Genomic DNA, 17267 nt, shown 5'->3' on the forward strand with positions numbered 1-17267 from the left:
TAACCTGCGTGGAAGTGATAATCACTCGCAGATGAAAATATCCGTCCATGGCTCCGGGTTGATTTCGCGCAAAACCTCTCGTGACGGTCAGAGAATATCGCGATAAATCTCGTGGAAAGTAAAATTCACAAATAGCCTGCGAGGTTATTTTGTTTGAATTCACTTATAATTTCATGGGGTTTGAAATTTTACCGAAATAGCCTCGGGGTTGCGCGGCTTATTAACGGCATATCTACAATTATATACTTGAAAATACTGAGAAATATTTGATGTCAAGAAAGATTCCATCTGGACTATACTTGTGAATCGCCCTATTGATGCGCCGGGCTCTAATAGACTGGCTCGCCATGCAAATCGTAAAACTAGTAATGGATCGCTCTGCGGTCCTGCTCCTCGGTGTATCCGTTGGAGTCGTGATTGGATTCAGCTTTCTGGGGAGCTCTGGTTCCGCCGGATCTACAATAATTGGCGGAAGTTGTTCGCCAACTATACATAAGGATGTGACTTTGCGCGCGCCCGAAGTGAGCGGTGCGCAACAATGCGCGGCGCCCGCGCAACGCCAGCTGATCTCGACGTTGCGCGCGCATCGACCCGTTCGTGTCGCGGTCTTCGGTGACAGCTATGGCGACGGCATCTGGTCCGGGCTGCAGCGCCAGCTGAAGCCGGCCGATGGCTATGAGGTGATCAAGTACAGCCAGCCGGCGAGCGGTTTCACCCGCTACCGCACGCTCAATCTCGAGGCGCATGCCGCCGAGCAGCTCGGCGACGAGAAGATCGATGTCGCGGTGATTTCCTTCGGTGCCAACGACGTGCAGGGGATCATCACCGACGAAGGCAAGCATGCGCCGCTGATGGGCGATCGGTGGAAGGCGCAGATCGGCAAGCGGATCGAGCGTTACGTCACGCTGCTCCGCAAGCACGATGCCCTGGTCTATTGGGTGGGGCTGCCGCCGATGCGCGATCCCGCGTTCGAGGCGCAGGTGAGCGCGATCAACGCCTTCTATGCCGCCGAGATGGCCAGGCTGGAGGTCCCTTTCCTCGACAGCCGCCCGGTCGTGTCGGACGCCAGGGGTGCCTATGCGGCCTATCTTCCCGACCCGAAGACCGGCGAGCGTACGCTCGTCCGCGCCGGGGACGGCATCCACATGTCGATGACCGGCTATATCTGGATCACTCGCAGCCTGGCGGGGCGGATCCGTGACTATGTCGACGCCACAAGGACGATCGCGGAGCCAGCGCCCAAGGATGCCGGCAAGTGATCGCGCTCGCCACGCTCCTGCTCGGCGCCTCCCCTTGCCCGGGACCCGCCTGCAATTTCGATACACTCAAGCCGCTGGCGGCAAAGCTGGCCGCGGCGCGGGCGCCCACGCCCGGCGTGCCGCCGGTCCATATCCTCCAGATCGGCGATAGCCACACCGCCGGGGACGCGCTGACCGGTGCCTGGCGCGATCTGCTCCAGGCCGCGACGGGCGGCGGCGGTCGTGGCGTGCTGGCGCCGGGCCGACCCTATGCCGGCTATCTCACGCGCGGCGTGACGGTATCGATGTCGCCGGGCTGGCAGGTCGCGGCGAGCTTCGGTCCGGGATCGGCAGCGCCCCGTCCGCCGCTTGGCCTGTCGGGTTTCACGCTCAGCTCGACCATGCCCGGGGCGCGCATGGGGCTGGTGGCGGAGCCGTTCATGGCTTTCGACCGGTTCGTGCTCTGCGCGATGGCCGGCCCCGCGGCTGCCGGCGTCACGGTGCGCACCGGAGCCGGCGCCGAGACGGTTGGCCTGGTCGCCGACACCGTCAGGCCGCGCTGCACGACGCTGCGCTGGGACGCGCCGCAAACCGCGGTCGAGGTGATCGCCGATGCGGGCCCGGTGACAATCACGAGCTGGGCGAGCTTCCGCTATGAAGGCGGCGTCGCGCTCTCCAATCTCGGTATCGTCGGATCGCAGCTCCAGCATTTCGGCCGCACCGACCGCGATGTGCTGACCAACGAACTGCGGGCCTATGCGCCCGATCTCATCGTGCTGGCGTTCGGCACCAACGAAGGCTTCGCCCCGCATTTCGACGCCGATGGCTACAGGGCAAGTTTGATCGAGCAGATCGACCGGCTGCGCGGGCTTGCGCCCGGTGTGCCGATCCTGCTGCTCGGTCCGCCCCATGCGCTCAGCCGCAATCCTGCCCTCAAGAACAATGCCGAGGGCGTGCTGGTCGGTTGCCCTGCTGCCGATCCATCCCGGCCACCCCTGTTCGAGCCGCCCGCGCTCGGCCGGGTCCGCGCGATCCAGAGCGAGGTCGCGCAGGAGATGGGCTTCGCCTGGTGGGACTGGGCGGCGCGGATGGGCGGGCCCTGCAGCGCCACCCGCTGGGTCGCCAATGGCTGGCTGCGCGGCGACTATGTCCACCTCACCACCACCGGCGGCCGGGCGCTCGCGTCGCTTCTGCAGGCCGATCTCGACCAGGCGCTGGAGGCGCGCTGACCATGTTGTTCCCCACGCTGAGCTTCGGCCTGTTCTTCCTGCTTGTCTTCGCCCTGACCTGGAGCACCACTTCGAACGACTGGCGCAAGCTGGTCCTGCTGGTCGCCAGCTGGATCTTCTACGGCGCCTGGGACTGGCGCTTCGTGCCGCTGCTGATCGTCTCGGCGGTGATGAACTGGGGTGTCGCGGCGCTGATCGCGCGCGATGACGATCGGAAGCGGCGCAAGGCGCTGATGCTCGGCGGGGTGGTCGCCAACCTGGTGATGCTCGGCTTCTTCAAATATTTCGACTTCTTCGCCGAACAGGCCGGCAGCCTGCTCGAGCTGCTCGGCGTCAGGCAGGATCCGGCGCTGATGCAGGTGATCCTGCCCGTCGGCATCTCCTTCTTCACCTTCCAGGGGATCAGCTACGCGGTCGACGTCTACAAGGGCAGGGTGCCCGCGGCGCGGCTGCTCGACATCCTGCTTCTGATGTCCTTCTTTCCCCACCTGGTCGCCGGCCCGATCGTCCGTGCGTCCGACCTGGTGCCGCAGTTCCAGCAAAAGCCGCAGCTCAACCGCGGCATGGTGACGATGGGGCTGCTGCTGATCGTCTGGGGCCTGTTCAAGAAGGCGGTGATCGCCTCCGAACTCGCCACTGCGTTCGTCGATCCGGTGTTCGAGGCGCCGATGATGCACGGCCGGATCGACCTGATCCTCGCCGCCTATGGCTATGCCGTGCAAATCTATTGCGACTTCTCCGCCTATTCGGACATGGCGATCGGTATCGCGGCCTTGCTCGGCTATCGTTTCCCGCGCAATTTCGACCGGCCCTATCGCTCGGCCTCGCTCCAGGAATTCTGGCGGCGCTGGCACATCAGCCTGTCCCGCTGGCTGCGCGATTATCTCTATATCGATGCGCTGGGCGGCAATCGCGGCGGCAAGGCGCGGGTCTATCGCAACCTGATGCTCACGATGTTGCTCGGCGGGTTGTGGCACGGCGCGGCCTGGACCTTCGTGATCTGGGGCGGGCTGCACGGCGCGGCGCTCTGCGTCGAGCGCTGGTGGTCGCGTGCGAGCCTGACCAAGGCCTGGGTGTTGCCGCACTGGGCGAAGGTGGCGCTCACTTTCCATGTCGTGGTGCTCGGCTGGATCTTCTTCCGCGCATCGAGCTTCGGCGACGCCGTTGCCTATCTCGGCGGCATCTTCGCGCCGCAGGTCGACACGATGACGGTGACGCCGCTGGTGGTCGGGCTGATCCTGTTCGGCCTGGCGATCCATGCGCTGCCCTGGAACGCGATGCAGCGCGCGGCCGAGCGGCTGCGCAGCCTGCCTGCGCCGGCCTTCGCGCTCGGCCTGGCCGCGACGATGCTGGTGGTCGATGCAATGCGCTACGAAGGCGTCGCGCCCTTCATCTATTTCCGGTTCTGAGAGGATTGTCCGAATGGAAGCGCGCATCCGCGACAGCTATGAATTCCCCACCGACCTGGCCGAGGAGGCCGACACGCGCGGTGCCCTGCGCTGGACCATCGGCGTGATCGCGACCGCCGCTGCCGCGCTCGGGCTCACCAATGCCGGGGCGATCAGCGGCTGGGCCTCGAGCTTCGACCCCCAGCCCGGCGTGATCGTGCTGGTCCATGCCGCGGACGGCTGGGACGAAGCTACCGCCAAGCTCGGCCTCGGCGCGCCGCATGCGCGCATGCACAAGGCGTGGAAGCATATGGAGCAGGCCCGCTGGTCGGGCGGCGGCGCGGTGGTCGAGCAGGCGGCGCTCGACGCGCCCGCGCCAGAGCAGGGCCCGGCCACCCAGCGATAGGGAGGTCGACGGACCTGGGGCTCTCGACAAGGCCGCCCGTAAAGCGGATGGGGGCATACCGGACTCGATCCCCGGGTGTTGGCGAAAGGCTTTGAGATGACCGCTGGAGTGCTCCCCGATCTGAACCTCTATATCGGTGGCGAGTGGCGTGGATCGGCGGGGCGCGAGACCCAGCCGGTGCTCAACCCCGCGACCGGCGAGACGATCGGCGCGCTGCCGCTGGCGACCAGCCAGGATCTGGCCGATGCGCTCGAGACTGCCGAGCGCGGCTTCGCGACCTGGCGCGCGACGCCGCCGGAGCAGCGCGCCGCCGTGCTGCTGCGCACCGCCGCGCTGCTCCGCGAGCGTGCCGAGGAACTGGCCCAGATCGCCACGCTCGAACAGGGCAAGCCGCTGGCCGAGGCGCGCGGCGAGGCACTCTATTCCGCCGCCCTGCTCGAATTCCATGCCGGCGAAGCGCTGCGCAACTATGGCAAGGTGCTGCCCCGTGCGCCCGGCCTGCGTTCGCTGGTGCTCAAGCAGCCGGTTGGCCCCGTGGCGGCCTTCTGCGCCTGGAACTTCCCGGTGATCAATCCGGTCCGCAAGATCTCGCCGGCGCTGGCCGCCGGCTGCTCGGTGATCCTGAAGCCGAGCGAGGAGACGCCCGCCAGCGCGATCGCGGTTATGAAGTGCTTCCAGGATGCCGGCCTGCCCGGCGAAGTGTGCCAGATTGTGTTCGGCGTGCCGGATGCCGTCTCGCGCACGCTGCTAGCCTCGCCGGTCACTCGCAAGCTCAGCTTCACCGGGTCGGTGCCTATCGGCAAGCATCTGATGAAGCTCGCCGCCGATACGGTGATGCGCATGACGATGGAGCTGGGCGGCCATTCGCCGGTGCTGGTGTTCGACGATTGCGATCTGGAGAAGACGCTCGACACGCTGGTCGCGCACAAGTTCCGCAATGCCGGCCAGGTCTGCGTCTCGCCGACCCGTTTCTATGTGCAGGAAGGCATCTACGACCGTTTCGCCGCCGGCTTCGCCGAGCGCACCGGGCGGATCAGGATGGGCGACGGGCGAGAGGCCGGCATCAATATGGGCCCGACCGCCAATCCGCGCCGTCCCGGCACGATCGAGGCGCTGGTGGAGAATGCCCGTAGTGTCGGCGCTAAGCTGCTTGCCGGTGGCGGGCGCGGCGAGGGCGACGGCTTCTTCTTCCAGCCCACCGTGCTCGGCGACGTGCCGATCGAGGCCGCGGCGATGAACGACGAGCCCTTCGGCCCGCTCGCTTTGCTCGCCCGTTTCGGCAGCGTCGAGGATGCGATCGTCCACGCCAACCGCCTGCCATATGGCCTCGCCGCTTATTGCTTCACCGAGAATGGGCGCCGGCAGAACCTGCTCGCGGACTCGGTCGAATCCGGCATGGTCGTGATCAACAATGTGCGTACCTCCTGGCCGGACGCGCCGTTCGGCGGGATCAAGGAAAGCGGCTTCGGATCGGAAGACGGCCCCGAGGGCGTGGAAGGCCACATGATCACCAAGGCAGTTCATATGAGCTGAGCGCAGGCCGTGCTCAATCGCGGCCCCATTCCCGCCTGCCGATAGCGCCCTGCGCTCCGCCGGGATTGAAGAGGGAGGCGAGCAATGCCATCTGGCAGCCGTTGTTCTCCGTCCAGGCGGCAACGTTGCTTTCGGTGTCATAGGGCTGGCCGCACGCTTCCGTCTTTGCCGAGATCGACAATACGTCGGCAACGCTGGCGCGGGAGAGCTTCCAGCCCAAGGGCAGGCGCAGATCCTTGATGGGGAGTGCGTGCGGGAAAAAGCCATTGTCCACGTCCGTTCCCTGCGCCATCTCCCGATCTTGCGGCGGCGCAAAGGCTGCACGGGCACGATCGATGGCGAGCGTCCCGCGCGCGTTCCTGGCCTGCAGCATGGTGTTCAACGGATCGGCAAGCCAGGACTGGGGCGGGTTCGGCGTGTCCTCATAGGTATAACCGGGCAGTTTATCGTTCGCTTCGACGATCGGCATATAGGCAAGGAACACCGGAACGCCGCACCCGGACCAGTCGGCTGCCTGGGTGAAGGTGCGCTGTATGCGCACCGGGCATTTGCAATCGCCCAGGTCGCCAAGGACGTTCGATCCCGCGGCGCAGGCGGCGTGTTGCTCACCCAGCTTGCGGATCTGCGCCACGAGATCCATTGCCGTGTCGGCGCCCGAATTCTCGTAGTAACCGCCATCCGCGAGGATGCGGTACGAGTTGTCCGAGACCTGCAGCCTCGCTGTCGCGGTCAGCCACGGAAAGCGGGCGCTGATGAAGGCCGCATCACTGGTGGCGATGTCGCGCGGGGAGGTGATGGAAGGGAAGCTTGCCGCGCCGATCGCTCCAGCACCGTCGAGTGGGGAGAGCACCACACGATTGCCTTCGCCGATATCCGTGGTCACGAACAAGGTGACCGGGCGCGATCCATCTGGTCGCCAGCTCGCACGCAACGGTTCGGTCATATGCGCATTGTTCGGCACCATCCCTGCGATCGCTTTGGCAAGGACCTCTCCGCTATCCGGAAAAATGTCGATGAAAGGCACGAGGAAATCGGCGACCTGCGCAAAGAACAGGTTCGCGAGGGGCGGTGAGATGAGGTCGGTCGTGAGCGGCCGCGTGTCGATGCCCGCGGCTCGCGGATCCGGCTGCCGACATGGAACAAGCGCTCGTGTCCCGGCGCGGGGCGCGCTGTTCGCGGCGTAGAGCAAGGTACCGATCGAGCCGCCCGATACGCCCACGGTCGCGAACAGATGATTGGGAAAGCTTGGGCAGATGGCCTGCATGGCACTCAGCGCCAGATAGCCATGCGCCGCCGCGTAGATGCCGCCGCCCTCCGCGGAGGCAATCACGACGGGATAGGGTTTGCCCGCCTTCCGATAGGCGTCCAGGTCCGGTCGGGATTTGAGCCACGCCTCGAAAGCCGCATGGACGGTTGGCGATCCTCTGGATGGCGCGCGCTCGGGTTCGATCAGCGGGATGGGCCGACTTCCGGGAGCGAGCGTGGCGGCGAGGCAGCACAGGGCGAGATATGCCCCGGCCAGGGCCGGTCGAAGCGCAGCGATGCCGAGCAGAAGCCCGATGAGCGAAAGACCGAGGGTCAAGACCGTCAGTGGACCGATCATGACAGGGAAATCGATTGGCGAGATTGCGGTGGCTATCAGCGTTGCCGCGAACAGGACGATCGTGACGGCGATTGCGGCCTGGAGTGCAGTGCGTGGGTGGCGGACGCCGAAGCGGCGCGCATAGCCAGCCGCCGCAATGGCTGCCAGAAGACCAGGCAAGGTCGCGACCAGAAGTCCGGGCGCCCAGAGCACGGCCATGGCGCACAGGGCGATCGCCGGCATGCACGCGATCAGGAGGTCGATCCAGCGCAAGGCATGGCGCGACGCCAGAAGGGCGAGGCCGGCGGCGGTTGCCAGGACCGGCGGCAGCATGAAGCCGGTCCATTGGAAGCGTGTCGCCTCCGTGGAGAAGTTCGCGACGATATCGGTGATCTGCGCGGGTGCCGCGATGATGATCAGCAAATAGATCGCCGCGATGAATACGAGCGGAAAGCGCGTCGTGAAGAACCGGGCGGTGGAGACGGTCGCGGCCGCGACGATAATGTCGAGGCGACCAAGCCGTGATCCGAGCCCAGCCAGTATTGCGGGTCCGCGCCTTCGACTGGAATTGATCGAGTCGGGCGCAGCCCCATCCGCCGTCTCAATCATTCCCTTCCTCCCCCGGTCGGGCAATCGGAATGTCGCCGATCTTCACGCTGTCAGCCCCCGATCGTCAAATATTCGAGTTCCAGCAAAAGCTTATTTGCGACTCAACTTTGAAAGACGAGGGCAGGATCCGATATCGGCAGGATTGTGCACGCACTTCCTTCGCCACGCAAAGCACCCGCTCCAAATTGGATGCTTAATTTATCGTACAGATGAGTGTCGATTTGATATCCACCCGTGATCGGCACAGGTCTTGGGGGAAGACTGATATGGCGAACTGGGGGAAAATCTCGGCAATCCTTTTAGCGTGCGCGCTGGCGGGATGTACCACAAATTTCAATAGTCGCCTGGCGCAAGCGAGCGACCCGCAGCCCAGTAGATTTCCGTCCTACCGGCTGCCGGTGAAGAAATATGAACTGAGCATCAGCTGGCGCCTCGAGAAGTGCCTGAGCGGTGCCGAGATGGAGAAGCTGGGAGTTGCGAAAGGGAAGCCGGGCCTCGTCTTCAAGGTGAAGCCTGACTACACCTCATCGATCGTGGAAGGCCCCGAAACCTTCGTCATCGATTATCATCGCATGACCAACCGTTTCAAGATCGGGGAGATGACGGCAGAATATTATCAGGATGAAAACAAGGTCCCGACAAGATTGCTGCGATCGATCAATGCGACGATCGAAGGGCGGGAGCCGGAGGCGCTTAAGAGCGGAATCCAGGCGGTTGCGAATGTGGCCAAAACCGTTCTGATGCTGTCGGGCGGCATCCCTGCCGGTGGCGCCAATGGTGTCAGGCCGCCGAACGAAGACGCCTCGTGCCTCAAGGAGACGTTCGATGCGATCGCCGATCTCAAGGCTATCGATGGTGAAATGGAAGAGATCGCCGACGAAGCCAAGCGCCTAGAAAATCGGTTCACGGTGCTCAAGGCGCGCGTCGTCTTTGGCAAGCTCGGCAAAGCGGATCGGCGGCAATATGAGCAGCTGGCGAAGGACATGGCCGCGCTCGTCAGGAAGCGTGAACGTGCCGAGGGGCGTGCCGCTCCCCTTCGCAGCCTTTTGACCTACACCGAAACATTCACCTACCAGCCGGGCCGTGACCCCTCTGCCACCGAGCCGCTGACTGCAGATGCCACGAAGGCAAAGGCATTCCTGCAGAAGCTGGTTACCCGGGAAGACGCAGAGCTGGCTGAGGATGTGAAGCAGCTCGCGATCACGGTGAAGTTCGAAGCGAACGCCGGCGAGTTCACGAGCACGGTGATCACGGATGACCAGCTTGCCGTCATGTGCGGGGAGAAGGACAAGGCCAGCCAGATCACGCCGTGCGAAGGGGTCGTCTATCGCGAGCCCGCCCTTGGAAAACTGGTGATCCAGGCAAAGGGCGCCGACGGCAAATATTCGACGATCTCCGACAAGGCGGAGCAGTTGCCGCAGGTTGGCATGTTCCATATCCTGCCGCTGCGCAGCCGCTGGGGCGAGAAGAACACCCTGTCGGTGGATTTCGCGCCGATCGGCCTTCCCACCAAGGTTTCCTACAAATCGCTCGAGGCCGGTGGCGCCAAAATGGTCGAGGCCGTCAATCAGGCGACGGCGAGCGCGCTCGATATTGCGACGGGCATCCGCAAGCAGAACGAGGCGGATGCGGCGAAGGAGAAAACGCCGGAAGAGAAGGCTCTGGCCGATCTCAAGCAACAGCTCGAACTGGCCGATACGCAGGCCAAGCTCGTGGCGCTCAACAAGCCCCAGGATCCGGCCGAGGCGGCGCGGGCCCGGGAACTGGCGGCCCTGAAGCAGGAAGTGGAGCTTGCGGACAATCGCGCCAAGTTGCGCGGTCTCACAGCCACACCGGACGAGCAGGCCGCCGCCCTGACGGCAGAGATCGCCATATTGCGGCTGCTCAAGGAGAAGAAGGACCTGGAGGCAGATATCCGCGAGGCGGACTGAGATGCCGGGCGAAAGGAATGCCGTCTGGCGGGCGGCATTCCCACCACCCGGGGTCGCGCTGCCCGCCGGCGCGGAACCGGCTCAGGTCATCCCCGGCTTCCGCTCCAATACGGAGCAGAAGAAGTCGAACTGGTGCTGGGCTGCAGTTTGCGCGTCCATCCTTGGCGTCCTCCCGAGGCCCGGCGTCAATGCCAGCCAGGAGGCCGTGGTCGCGTTCGTCCAGGGTGCATCCGGCCTCAACGAGGATCGCATGGAGCATCTGGGCACGGTGCTGAGGGATCTCGGTTATCAGACCCGAGTTCTGGGAGGTGCGAGCCTGGATTTTCTCAAATTTGCGCGCGATGTGGTGGAGCCGATCGGGCGAGGCCATCCGCTTGCGATCACCATCGTGTGGCAGGACACCCAGCTCGGCCACGCGATCTGCGCCTTTGGCTATGGTAAATTGGGAGGCTTGGACGCGCTCGTGGTCTACGATCCTGCCGTCGACCTCGACGCGGACAACGTCACCATGGTCACTATCGAGGGAATGCAGAAATACGCGGCGCAAATGGCGGGGCCAGCGCGGTTCGCCGCCTGGTCGACCGCGCATATAGTGGGCGAGGCCTGACATGGCGCTTGTCGCCGTCCGTGAGTCCATGCGCGCCCGGGTCCTGGCCGAGAATGTCCTGCTCGAGCGATTGGTCGTTGACTTGGGGCGAGATGGATTTGACCCAGCCGTGGCGTTCGATGGCGAGGGGCGGCTCGGCGTGGTGCCCGTCTTCACCCTTGGCCCTGGCGATCTTCGCGTCGAGAAGCTGGGCAATGCCTGGAAAGCGGGCTGGCGTTATTTCTGGATCCATCCGGCAATCGACGTCGGTGCCGTCATCTCCATCGCGAGGGATGGGAAGGGCGCCCCGCAATTGCTCCGCTATCAATGGGGCGGGCTGGCGACCGAATATGCCGGCCGTCTGGATCGCCTCGTTCAGGGATGTCTGGATCTGGCTGGACGACAGCGCCTGCGCATATTGCGGCTGGCGCCGCTGCAGATGGAAGCGCTCTGGCTGACCTGCCGGGAATTTGACAGGCTGGTCGGCCTGCGGCCGGAATTGGAGGACCAGGATTTTCTGGATGAAGCGGAATTGAAATACGCTGCAACGCGCGGGAAGGCTTAGGGAGCGGCGACAAGCCGAGGCCGGGCAGCGGCTGGCGACCCCCATCGAGCCGCCAGCCACCTTTCCGTCAGCGCGTGTAGGTGGTGCGCAGCTTGGCTAGGTCGGCGGGGCGTAGACCCAGCTCGTCCTTGAGATAGCCGGGCACGCCGCCACGATGCTTGTCCATCACTGCGAACACCGCTTCGATATAGTCGCGGTCGGCGGCCATATAGGCCTTGAGCACGTCCATCGGCAGCTTGCGCCACGCCTGCGAGGCCTGGTCGTCGCTCTGAACGACCTTGCGCGGGTCGAAATATTTGTTGGTGAGCAGATAGTCCTGGATGACCGTCTCGCGCGGCACCTCGAGCGCGGTGAGGATCAGCGCGGCGGCGACGCCGGTGCGGTCCTTGCCGGCGGTGCAGTTGAACGCGAGCGGCGCGCGGCCGGCGAGCAGCTCGCCGAACATGCGGCGATACTGGCCGTTGAACTGCTTGAGCAGCGCCGGGTAGGTCGCGGTCATCGTCGCCCTGGCGTCGGCGGCGGTGGGGGCGTGGCCGGGCTTGGGCGCCATCGCGCTGGTGTCCATCGCATAATCGTCGGCCAGGACGCGCGGCGCCTTGCCCGCCGGCCACATCACCGGTTCGTTGTTGCGCTCATTGGTGGCGCGGAAGTCGCAGACGGTGCGGATGCCGCGCCTGGCGAGATAGTCGAAATCCGCCGGCGTCAGGAAATGCATCGAACCCGAACGGTAGAGCACGCCCCAGCGGACGGTGCGGCCGGTGCGGGTGCGATAGCCGCCCAGGTCGCGGAAATTCTGTCCGCCCTGGAGCGGGAGCAGGCGGGCATTTTCGCCCTGCGCGACGGGGGCGGCCTGGTGCAGGCTGTGCGCGGCGATCGGCACCGCGGCGGCGGCGGCGGCCACCGCGAGGCCGATCACGCGGAAGCTGGTGGGGATACGCATGTCGGGTTCTCCTTAGAAACGGATCGAGCCGGTGAGGCCGTAGGTGCGCGGATCGTTGAAGATCCCGTAGGTGCCGAGCGCCGCGCTGTAGTTGCGCAGGAACAGGTGCTGCTCGTTGAGCAGGTTGCGCGCCCAGACCGAGAGCTCGAGGCGGGCGGCGCTGTCATCCAGCTTGATGCCGGCCAGCGCCAGGCGGCCGTTGACGATGAACGAGGAGTCGCTCTTCGTCGGATCGCTGGTCGAGCTGTACTGGGCGGAGGCGTAATTGCCGTCGATATGCGTGACGATCGTCGCCGCGCCGACCGGCAGGCGATAGTCGATCGACCCGCTGGCCGAATTCTCCGGCGCGAAGATCGGATAGACCGGCACCAGAGGATTGCCCGCGACGAACGGGTTCGGCGCCTTGGGCAGGCGGATATATTGATGGGTGTAGTTGCCGGTCAGGGTCAGGCCGGTGACCGGTGCGACCGCCAGCTCGGCCTCGAAGCCCGAGATCTTGCCCTTGCCGGCGGTGTTGGTCGTCTCCAGCGTGCCGCGGTTCGAACCCGGGATCACCGCGTTGAAGTCGATCTGCACGTCCTTGTAGGTGCCGGTATAGGCAGTCAGGTTCAGGCGGACATGATTGTCGAGGAAGCTGGCCTTCACGCCGCCCTCGAACTCGGAGACCGATTCCGGGCCGAAGCCGCGATAGGTGAGCGAGCGCGAATTGGCGCCGGCCGATTTGTAGCCGGTGCTCCACTTGCCATAGACCATTACGCTGTCGGCGACGTCGATCGCGATATTGGCGAGCGGATCGAACCGGTCCGAGGTGACGTGCATCGGCACGATCGCGCTCACGCCATTCACTACCGGCAGCGCGCCGTTGACCTTGTCGAGTTCGCCGCTCTTCTTGTCGTGCGAATAGCGGCCGCCCAGCGTGACGTGCAGGCGATCGCCGAGCAGCGCCGGCGTGTAGGTGAACTGGCCGAACACCGCTGCGCTGTTCGTGCGGGCGACGCTGGCGCGGTCCGGGAAGGACGTGGCGGAGATCGGCGAGGGCAGGACGGTATAGCCGGTGCCATCGGCGTTGAACTTCAGCGTGTTGGGCGCGAAGGCGTTATCGCCGACCCGTTCGTTGTAATAGAAGGCGCCGGCGACGAAGCTCAGGCGCGGCAGCTCGCCGAGCAGCTGCACTTCCTGGCTGAACTGGTGCTGCCCGAAATTGGCCAGGCTGTAGCGGGCGAAATTGCCGTTGGGCGCAAACACCGAGAGGATCGCCGAGCCGTTGTCGTACTGGGTCTGGGTCAGCGTGCGGTAGCTGCTGATCGAGCGGACGCGCAGGCCGCCGCCCAGCTTCCAGTCGAGATGCAGCGACATGCCGCTGGTGTCGCCGACGCTGGCCTGGAGCGGCACGCCGACCAGGCCGGTCTCGGCGCGCTCGGGCTGGAGCTTGATGATCGGGGCGAGGGGCAGGCTGCCCTTGCTCAGCAGCTGGAGATAATAGGGCGATGTCTCGTCGTGCGAGATGTCGAACTGCCAGAGCGCGCTGAACTTGTCGCTTGGTTCCCAGAGCGTAGCGACATGTGCGCCACGGCGGTCATAGCTGTTGAAGTCGAGCTGGCCGGCCATCGTGTTGTCGACGGTGCCGCCGCGCTTCTGGATCACCCCGTCGAACTTCAGGCTGATGTTTGCGGCGCGCGGCAGATCGAGATGCAGTGCAGTCTCGTAGCCGCCGAAGTTTGCGACGCCGGCCGAGGCGTTGAGCTGCAGCTCGCCGCTAGGGCGCTTCGAGACGATGCTGATCGCCCCGCCTTCGGTGTTGCGGCCGAACAGCGTGCCCTGCGGACCCTTGAGCACTTCGATGCGCTCGATGTCGTAGAGCGCGGTGCCCAGGCCCTGGGCACGGCCGAGATAGATGCCGTCCATATAGACGCCGACGCCCTGCTCGCGCGCCGGCTGGTTGGCGTCGCCGAGGAAGCCGACGCCGCGGATGCCGATGACCAGCGCCGAGTTGCGCGAGAAGAAGGGGGCGACGCGCAGGCCGGGCACCGAGCCGTCGGCCAGGTCGGCAAGGGTTTCGACATGGCGGTTCTGCAGCGCTTCGCTGTTGAGCACCGCGATTGAGATCGGGGTCTTCTGGAGGTTGGTCTCGCGGCGCTGCGCGGTGACGACGATCTCGCCGAGGCCGCCTTCCTGATCCTGTTCGGCGGCGACGCTGGTGGTCGTGTCGCCAGCGACCTGCTGGGCGAAGGCAGGGGCGGTGCAGAGCAGGGCAACGGTGGTGGTTCCGGACAGGGCGGACAGGCGTAACCGGTGCTTGATCTTGAGTTCCATGATGACCCCCTGGGGTTGATGATGAGCGGGCCACTAGAACGATTGTATGTATCTTATGTGACGCTTGTATGGGCCTTTGCAATCCGGCATGGCGAGGGTCGCGAACACGGAGAATGGGATGCCCGGTCGGGAAGCCGCTGCCGCCAACAAGGCGGGGGGAAGTGCCGAAAAATGGATAAAGGCAGTGCTAAGTGCCTGGGAAGTCGGCGGGCAGGCGGCCGTGTCGGCGCGCGGTTTGGCCCAGGCGACGGGGCTGCCGGCATCTTCCATTTATCATCATTTTGGCGATCTTGAACAGTTGTATGTAAGTGCTCACGAATATGCCCAAGCGCTGGCGGCGGCCTGGTGCGACGATCGGCTCGATCAGATTTCGGAAGCACCGACGGGAGGCGATTCGCTCGCGCCGCTACTCGCGACGCTGATCGACGATTGGTGCGAGGGGCAGCGCGGTCTGGCCTTCGCCTGGCGGGAATGTCTGCTGCTCGCCGCCCGTGACGAGCGCTATGCGGGTACCGCGCAGCGCTGGCGCCTGCTCTGGGCGGATTTCTGGAACGATGCGTGCGCACGGCTGGGCATCCCGCAGGTGGCGATGCTGACCGAACGCGTGTTCGACGGCGAAAGCTATATGCACCTGCTGCGCTGGCGGCGCAGCGTGGACCGGGCCGGGCTGGAGGAGATCTGCCGGGCCTGGGGGAATTGGATGCACGGACGGCTCGCCGGACCGTCTCCCTGGCGCGAAATGGCGCGGGAGTGCGCGCTGCGGTCGGCGCCGTTGCCCGAGCTGCGCGACGAGACCGCCGAGCGGATTGCCGCTGCTGCTGCGGCGGTGCTGGCACGTATGGGGGTGGGCGGCGTCACCCACCGCGCGGTGGCGGCCGAGGCGGGGCTGACCCTGGGGGTCGTCTCGCACAAGTTCCGGACCAGCGCGGACCTGCTCGGCTCGGCCTTCGAGATGACCTATCTGCAGAGCGTCCCGAGCGAGGCGATCGCCCAGGCCGCGGGCACCGACGGCGATGTGCATTCGATGCTCGATCGGATGGACAGCCTGCCCAGCACCGAGAATTTCCGCCTGGCCATGGCCGAGCTGATGATGGCGGCGATGCGCGATCCGGCGCTGGCGCCCTTTGCCGCGCAGCTACGCTATCTGCGCGGGCGGACCTCGCGCGGGGTGCTGCAGGCGCTGGTCGGGCGGGACCGCCCGGTGAGCGTGGCTGACGCGGCGCTCTTCTCCAGCTTCTCGGTAGGCCAGGGCAATGCGCACGCGGCCCTGAGCCTGGCCGACCGCCAGGCGGCAGGCCGGGCCGAACTGGAGATGCTGCTGGGATTCCTCAACCGCGGCTGACGGTCGCACGATTGTCATCCCTGTCCGTCACTGGGCCGGGGTGGAAATTCACGAGGCAGCGAGTCGGGGCGAGCGGCTGAGCAGGCTGGACCTGCTCGTCTTCTCGTCGCCGGTGATCCTGTTCCAGGCGATCGAGCTGGCCTGGCGCACCTATCTGCCCTCCTTCTTCTCCGCGACCCTGGCGCTGCCGATCGCGGCGGTGGGCATGTTGCTGCTTGCCGCGCGATTGTTCGACGGCTTGATCGATCCGTTCGTCGGCTGGGCGAGCGACCGGTTTCCGACGCGCTTTGGGCTGCGCCGGCCCTGGATGGCGATCGGTGCGCCGCTGGTGAGCATCGGGGCGATCGGATTGTTCTGGGCAGCACCCGGAACCAGCATTGCCACGCTGGCCGCCTGGAGCCTGGTCTTCCATCTCGGCTACACGCTCACCGCCACGCCGCACGGCGGCTGGGGACTGGAACTCTCGCGCGACAAGCATGAGCGCGTGCGCCTGATGGGCGCAAAGGTCTGGGTGGGGATGGCGGGCATGATCCTCACCCTGATGCTCCCCAGCCTTCTCGAACGCGGGTTCGGCCTTGGCCGCGGCGCGCAGGTGGGTGCGCTGGGTGCCGCGATCGTGCTGCTCGCACCGCTTACCGCGGTGCTGGTGCTGCGCCGCATCTCCGAGCCGGATGCGCGGGGCGCCGAGCGCGTCCCCAACCCACTGGCCATGTTCGGCGATATGCTGCGCACGCGGGAGATGCGGCGGATCGTGATCCTCTATGGCCTGCTGGGCATTGCGGATGCCGCGGCCGCGGGCACTTTCCTGTTCTTCGTCGAGCAGGCCCTGGCGCTGCCGGGCTGGGGCAGCACCTTGATGCTCGTCCAGGGCGTGATCCCGCTCGCCTTGCTGCCGCTATGGGCGCGGGCGAGCCGGCATTTCGGCAAGCGCCGCACCTTGCTCGCTACCTATGGCTGGCAGGCGCTGGTGGCTCCGATCGCGTTGCTGTTGCCCGCCGGGAGCCTGATCGGGCTGGTCCTGTGGCTGGTTGCGCGCAGCCTGACCTTCGGCGTCGACTACATGCTGCTGCGCGCGATGGTGAGCGACATCACCCGGCGCGAAGTGGAGCAGGGGCAGCGCTGGTCGTCGAGCCGCTATGCATTGTTCAACGTCACCCTGCGGCTCGCAATGGGCGTCGGCGTCGCCGCAGCCCTGGGCGCGTTGGGCGTGGCGGGTTTCGTGCCGAGTGCACCGGCGGACGGCGAAACGCTGCTCGTGGTCCGCGCAACCTATGCCCTGCCGTCGGCGATCGCGGCGCTGATCGCGTGCGCGCTGCTGACCCGGGCGGCATGGCGTCCCGCCCGCGCGCAGGCGGGCCAATTTCCCGATCCTGGCTTCGAGGCGCCGGAGCCCGCAAGGATTCCCGCGGCGCTCCGGGCGTGCAAGGTGCCCTGAGAAGGGGGGGCGTCAGGACTAAGTTGCGGCGCTCGGATAAAATTTGTGCGGGGCAGCACGGAAGCGACCGGCCCGTGGCTCTAGCGCTCCATAGGCACGGCAAATCAGCCGCGCCCGAAGGGGCCCGCAATGACTTTCAGACATCGTTCAAAGCCAGTTCTATCCATTCG

Annotated in this window: 13 protein-coding genes; 10 read left to right on the forward strand and 3 right to left on the reverse strand. The window is 65.7% G+C overall.

The features are described from left to right. Window positions 1–500: 500 nt before the first annotated feature. From GGR46_RS13775 to GGR46_RS13795, 5 genes are all read left to right on the forward strand, one after another. Window positions 501–1259, forward strand: a complete 759-nt coding sequence (locus GGR46_RS13775; protein WP_484592905.1) for an SGNH/GDSL hydrolase family protein — start codon at window positions 501–503, stop codon at window positions 1257–1259. Beyond that, on the forward strand, window positions 1256–2467 hold the full coding sequence (locus tag GGR46_RS13780) for a GDSL-type esterase/lipase family protein (RefSeq protein ID WP_183998505.1): 1212 nt from the start codon (window positions 1256–1258) through the stop codon (window positions 2465–2467). The genes GGR46_RS13775 and GGR46_RS13780 overlap by 4 nt, the downstream gene beginning before the upstream one ends. A 2-nt stretch (window positions 2468–2469) precedes the next feature. Then, window positions 2470–3876: an MBOAT family O-acyltransferase gene (locus tag GGR46_RS13785; protein WP_183998506.1), complete on the forward strand. Its 1407-nt coding sequence runs from the start codon at window positions 2470–2472 to the stop codon at window positions 3874–3876. Window positions 3877–3889: 13 nt separating this feature from the next. Further along, the gene (locus GGR46_RS13790; RefSeq protein ID WP_183998507.1) at window positions 3890–4261 is read left to right on the forward strand and encodes a hypothetical protein; all 372 of its coding nucleotides are present in this window, start codon (window positions 3890–3892) and stop codon (window positions 4259–4261) included. A gap of 96 nt (window positions 4262–4357) precedes the next feature. Continuing rightward, entirely contained in the window at window positions 4358–5794 is a 1437-nt protein-coding gene (locus tag GGR46_RS13795; protein ID WP_183998508.1) for an NAD-dependent succinate-semialdehyde dehydrogenase, read from the forward strand. 13 nt (window positions 5795–5807) lie between these two features. On the opposite strand, the gene GGR46_RS13800 is transcribed toward GGR46_RS13795, so the two are convergent. Next, entirely contained in the window at window positions 5808–7985 is a 2178-nt protein-coding gene (locus tag GGR46_RS13800) for a hypothetical protein (RefSeq protein WP_183998509.1), read from the reverse strand. Window positions 7986–8251: 266 nt separating this feature from the next. Between GGR46_RS13800 and GGR46_RS13805 the strand changes: the two genes are divergently transcribed. From GGR46_RS13805 to GGR46_RS13815, 3 genes are read left to right on the forward strand one after another with little or no spacing between them, the layout of a single operon-like run. Beyond that, window positions 8252–9916: a hypothetical protein gene (locus GGR46_RS13805; protein WP_183998510.1), complete on the forward strand. Its 1665-nt coding sequence runs from the start codon at window positions 8252–8254 to the stop codon at window positions 9914–9916. Window position 9917: 1 nt separating this feature from the next. Further along, window positions 9918–10523 carry a papain-like cysteine protease family protein gene (locus GGR46_RS13810; RefSeq protein ID WP_183998511.1) on the forward strand — a complete coding sequence of 202 codons (606 nt, stop codon included), beginning with the start codon at window positions 9918–9920 and terminating at the stop codon, window positions 10521–10523. Window position 10524: 1 nt separating this feature from the next. Next, window positions 10525–11067, forward strand: coding sequence for a hypothetical protein (locus tag GGR46_RS13815; RefSeq protein WP_183998512.1), 543 nt, complete (start codon window positions 10525–10527; stop codon window positions 11065–11067). A 67-nt stretch (window positions 11068–11134) separates the two neighbouring features. Here the strand turns inward: GGR46_RS13815 and GGR46_RS13820 are convergent, their stop codons facing one another. After that, complete coding sequence (locus GGR46_RS13820; RefSeq protein WP_183998513.1) at window positions 11135–12007, reverse strand: tyrosine-protein phosphatase; 873 nt, start codon at window positions 12005–12007, stop codon at window positions 11135–11137. A gap of 12 nt (window positions 12008–12019) precedes the next feature. Continuing rightward, the gene (locus GGR46_RS13825) at window positions 12020–14320 is read right to left on the reverse strand and encodes a TonB-dependent receptor (RefSeq protein ID WP_183998514.1); all 2301 of its coding nucleotides are present in this window, start codon (window positions 14318–14320) and stop codon (window positions 12020–12022) included. 298 nt (window positions 14321–14618) lie between these two features. Here GGR46_RS13825 and GGR46_RS13830 point away from each other — a divergent pair, with 298 nt between their 5' ends. Further along, window positions 14619–15662 carry a TetR/AcrR family transcriptional regulator gene (locus GGR46_RS13830; protein ID WP_183998515.1) on the forward strand — a complete coding sequence of 348 codons (1044 nt, stop codon included), beginning with the start codon at window positions 14619–14621 and terminating at the stop codon, window positions 15660–15662. Between the two features lie 40 nt (window positions 15663–15702). Then, a complete protein-coding gene (locus GGR46_RS13835) occupies window positions 15703–17097 on the forward strand; it encodes an MFS transporter (RefSeq protein ID WP_183998516.1) in 1395 nt (464 codons plus the stop codon). Window positions 17098–17267 lie beyond the last annotated feature (170 nt).

The organism is Sphingomonas kyeonggiensis (assembly GCF_014196745.1).
GTDB lineage: Bacteria > Pseudomonadota > Alphaproteobacteria > Sphingomonadales > Sphingomonadaceae > Sphingomonas > Sphingomonas kyeonggiensis.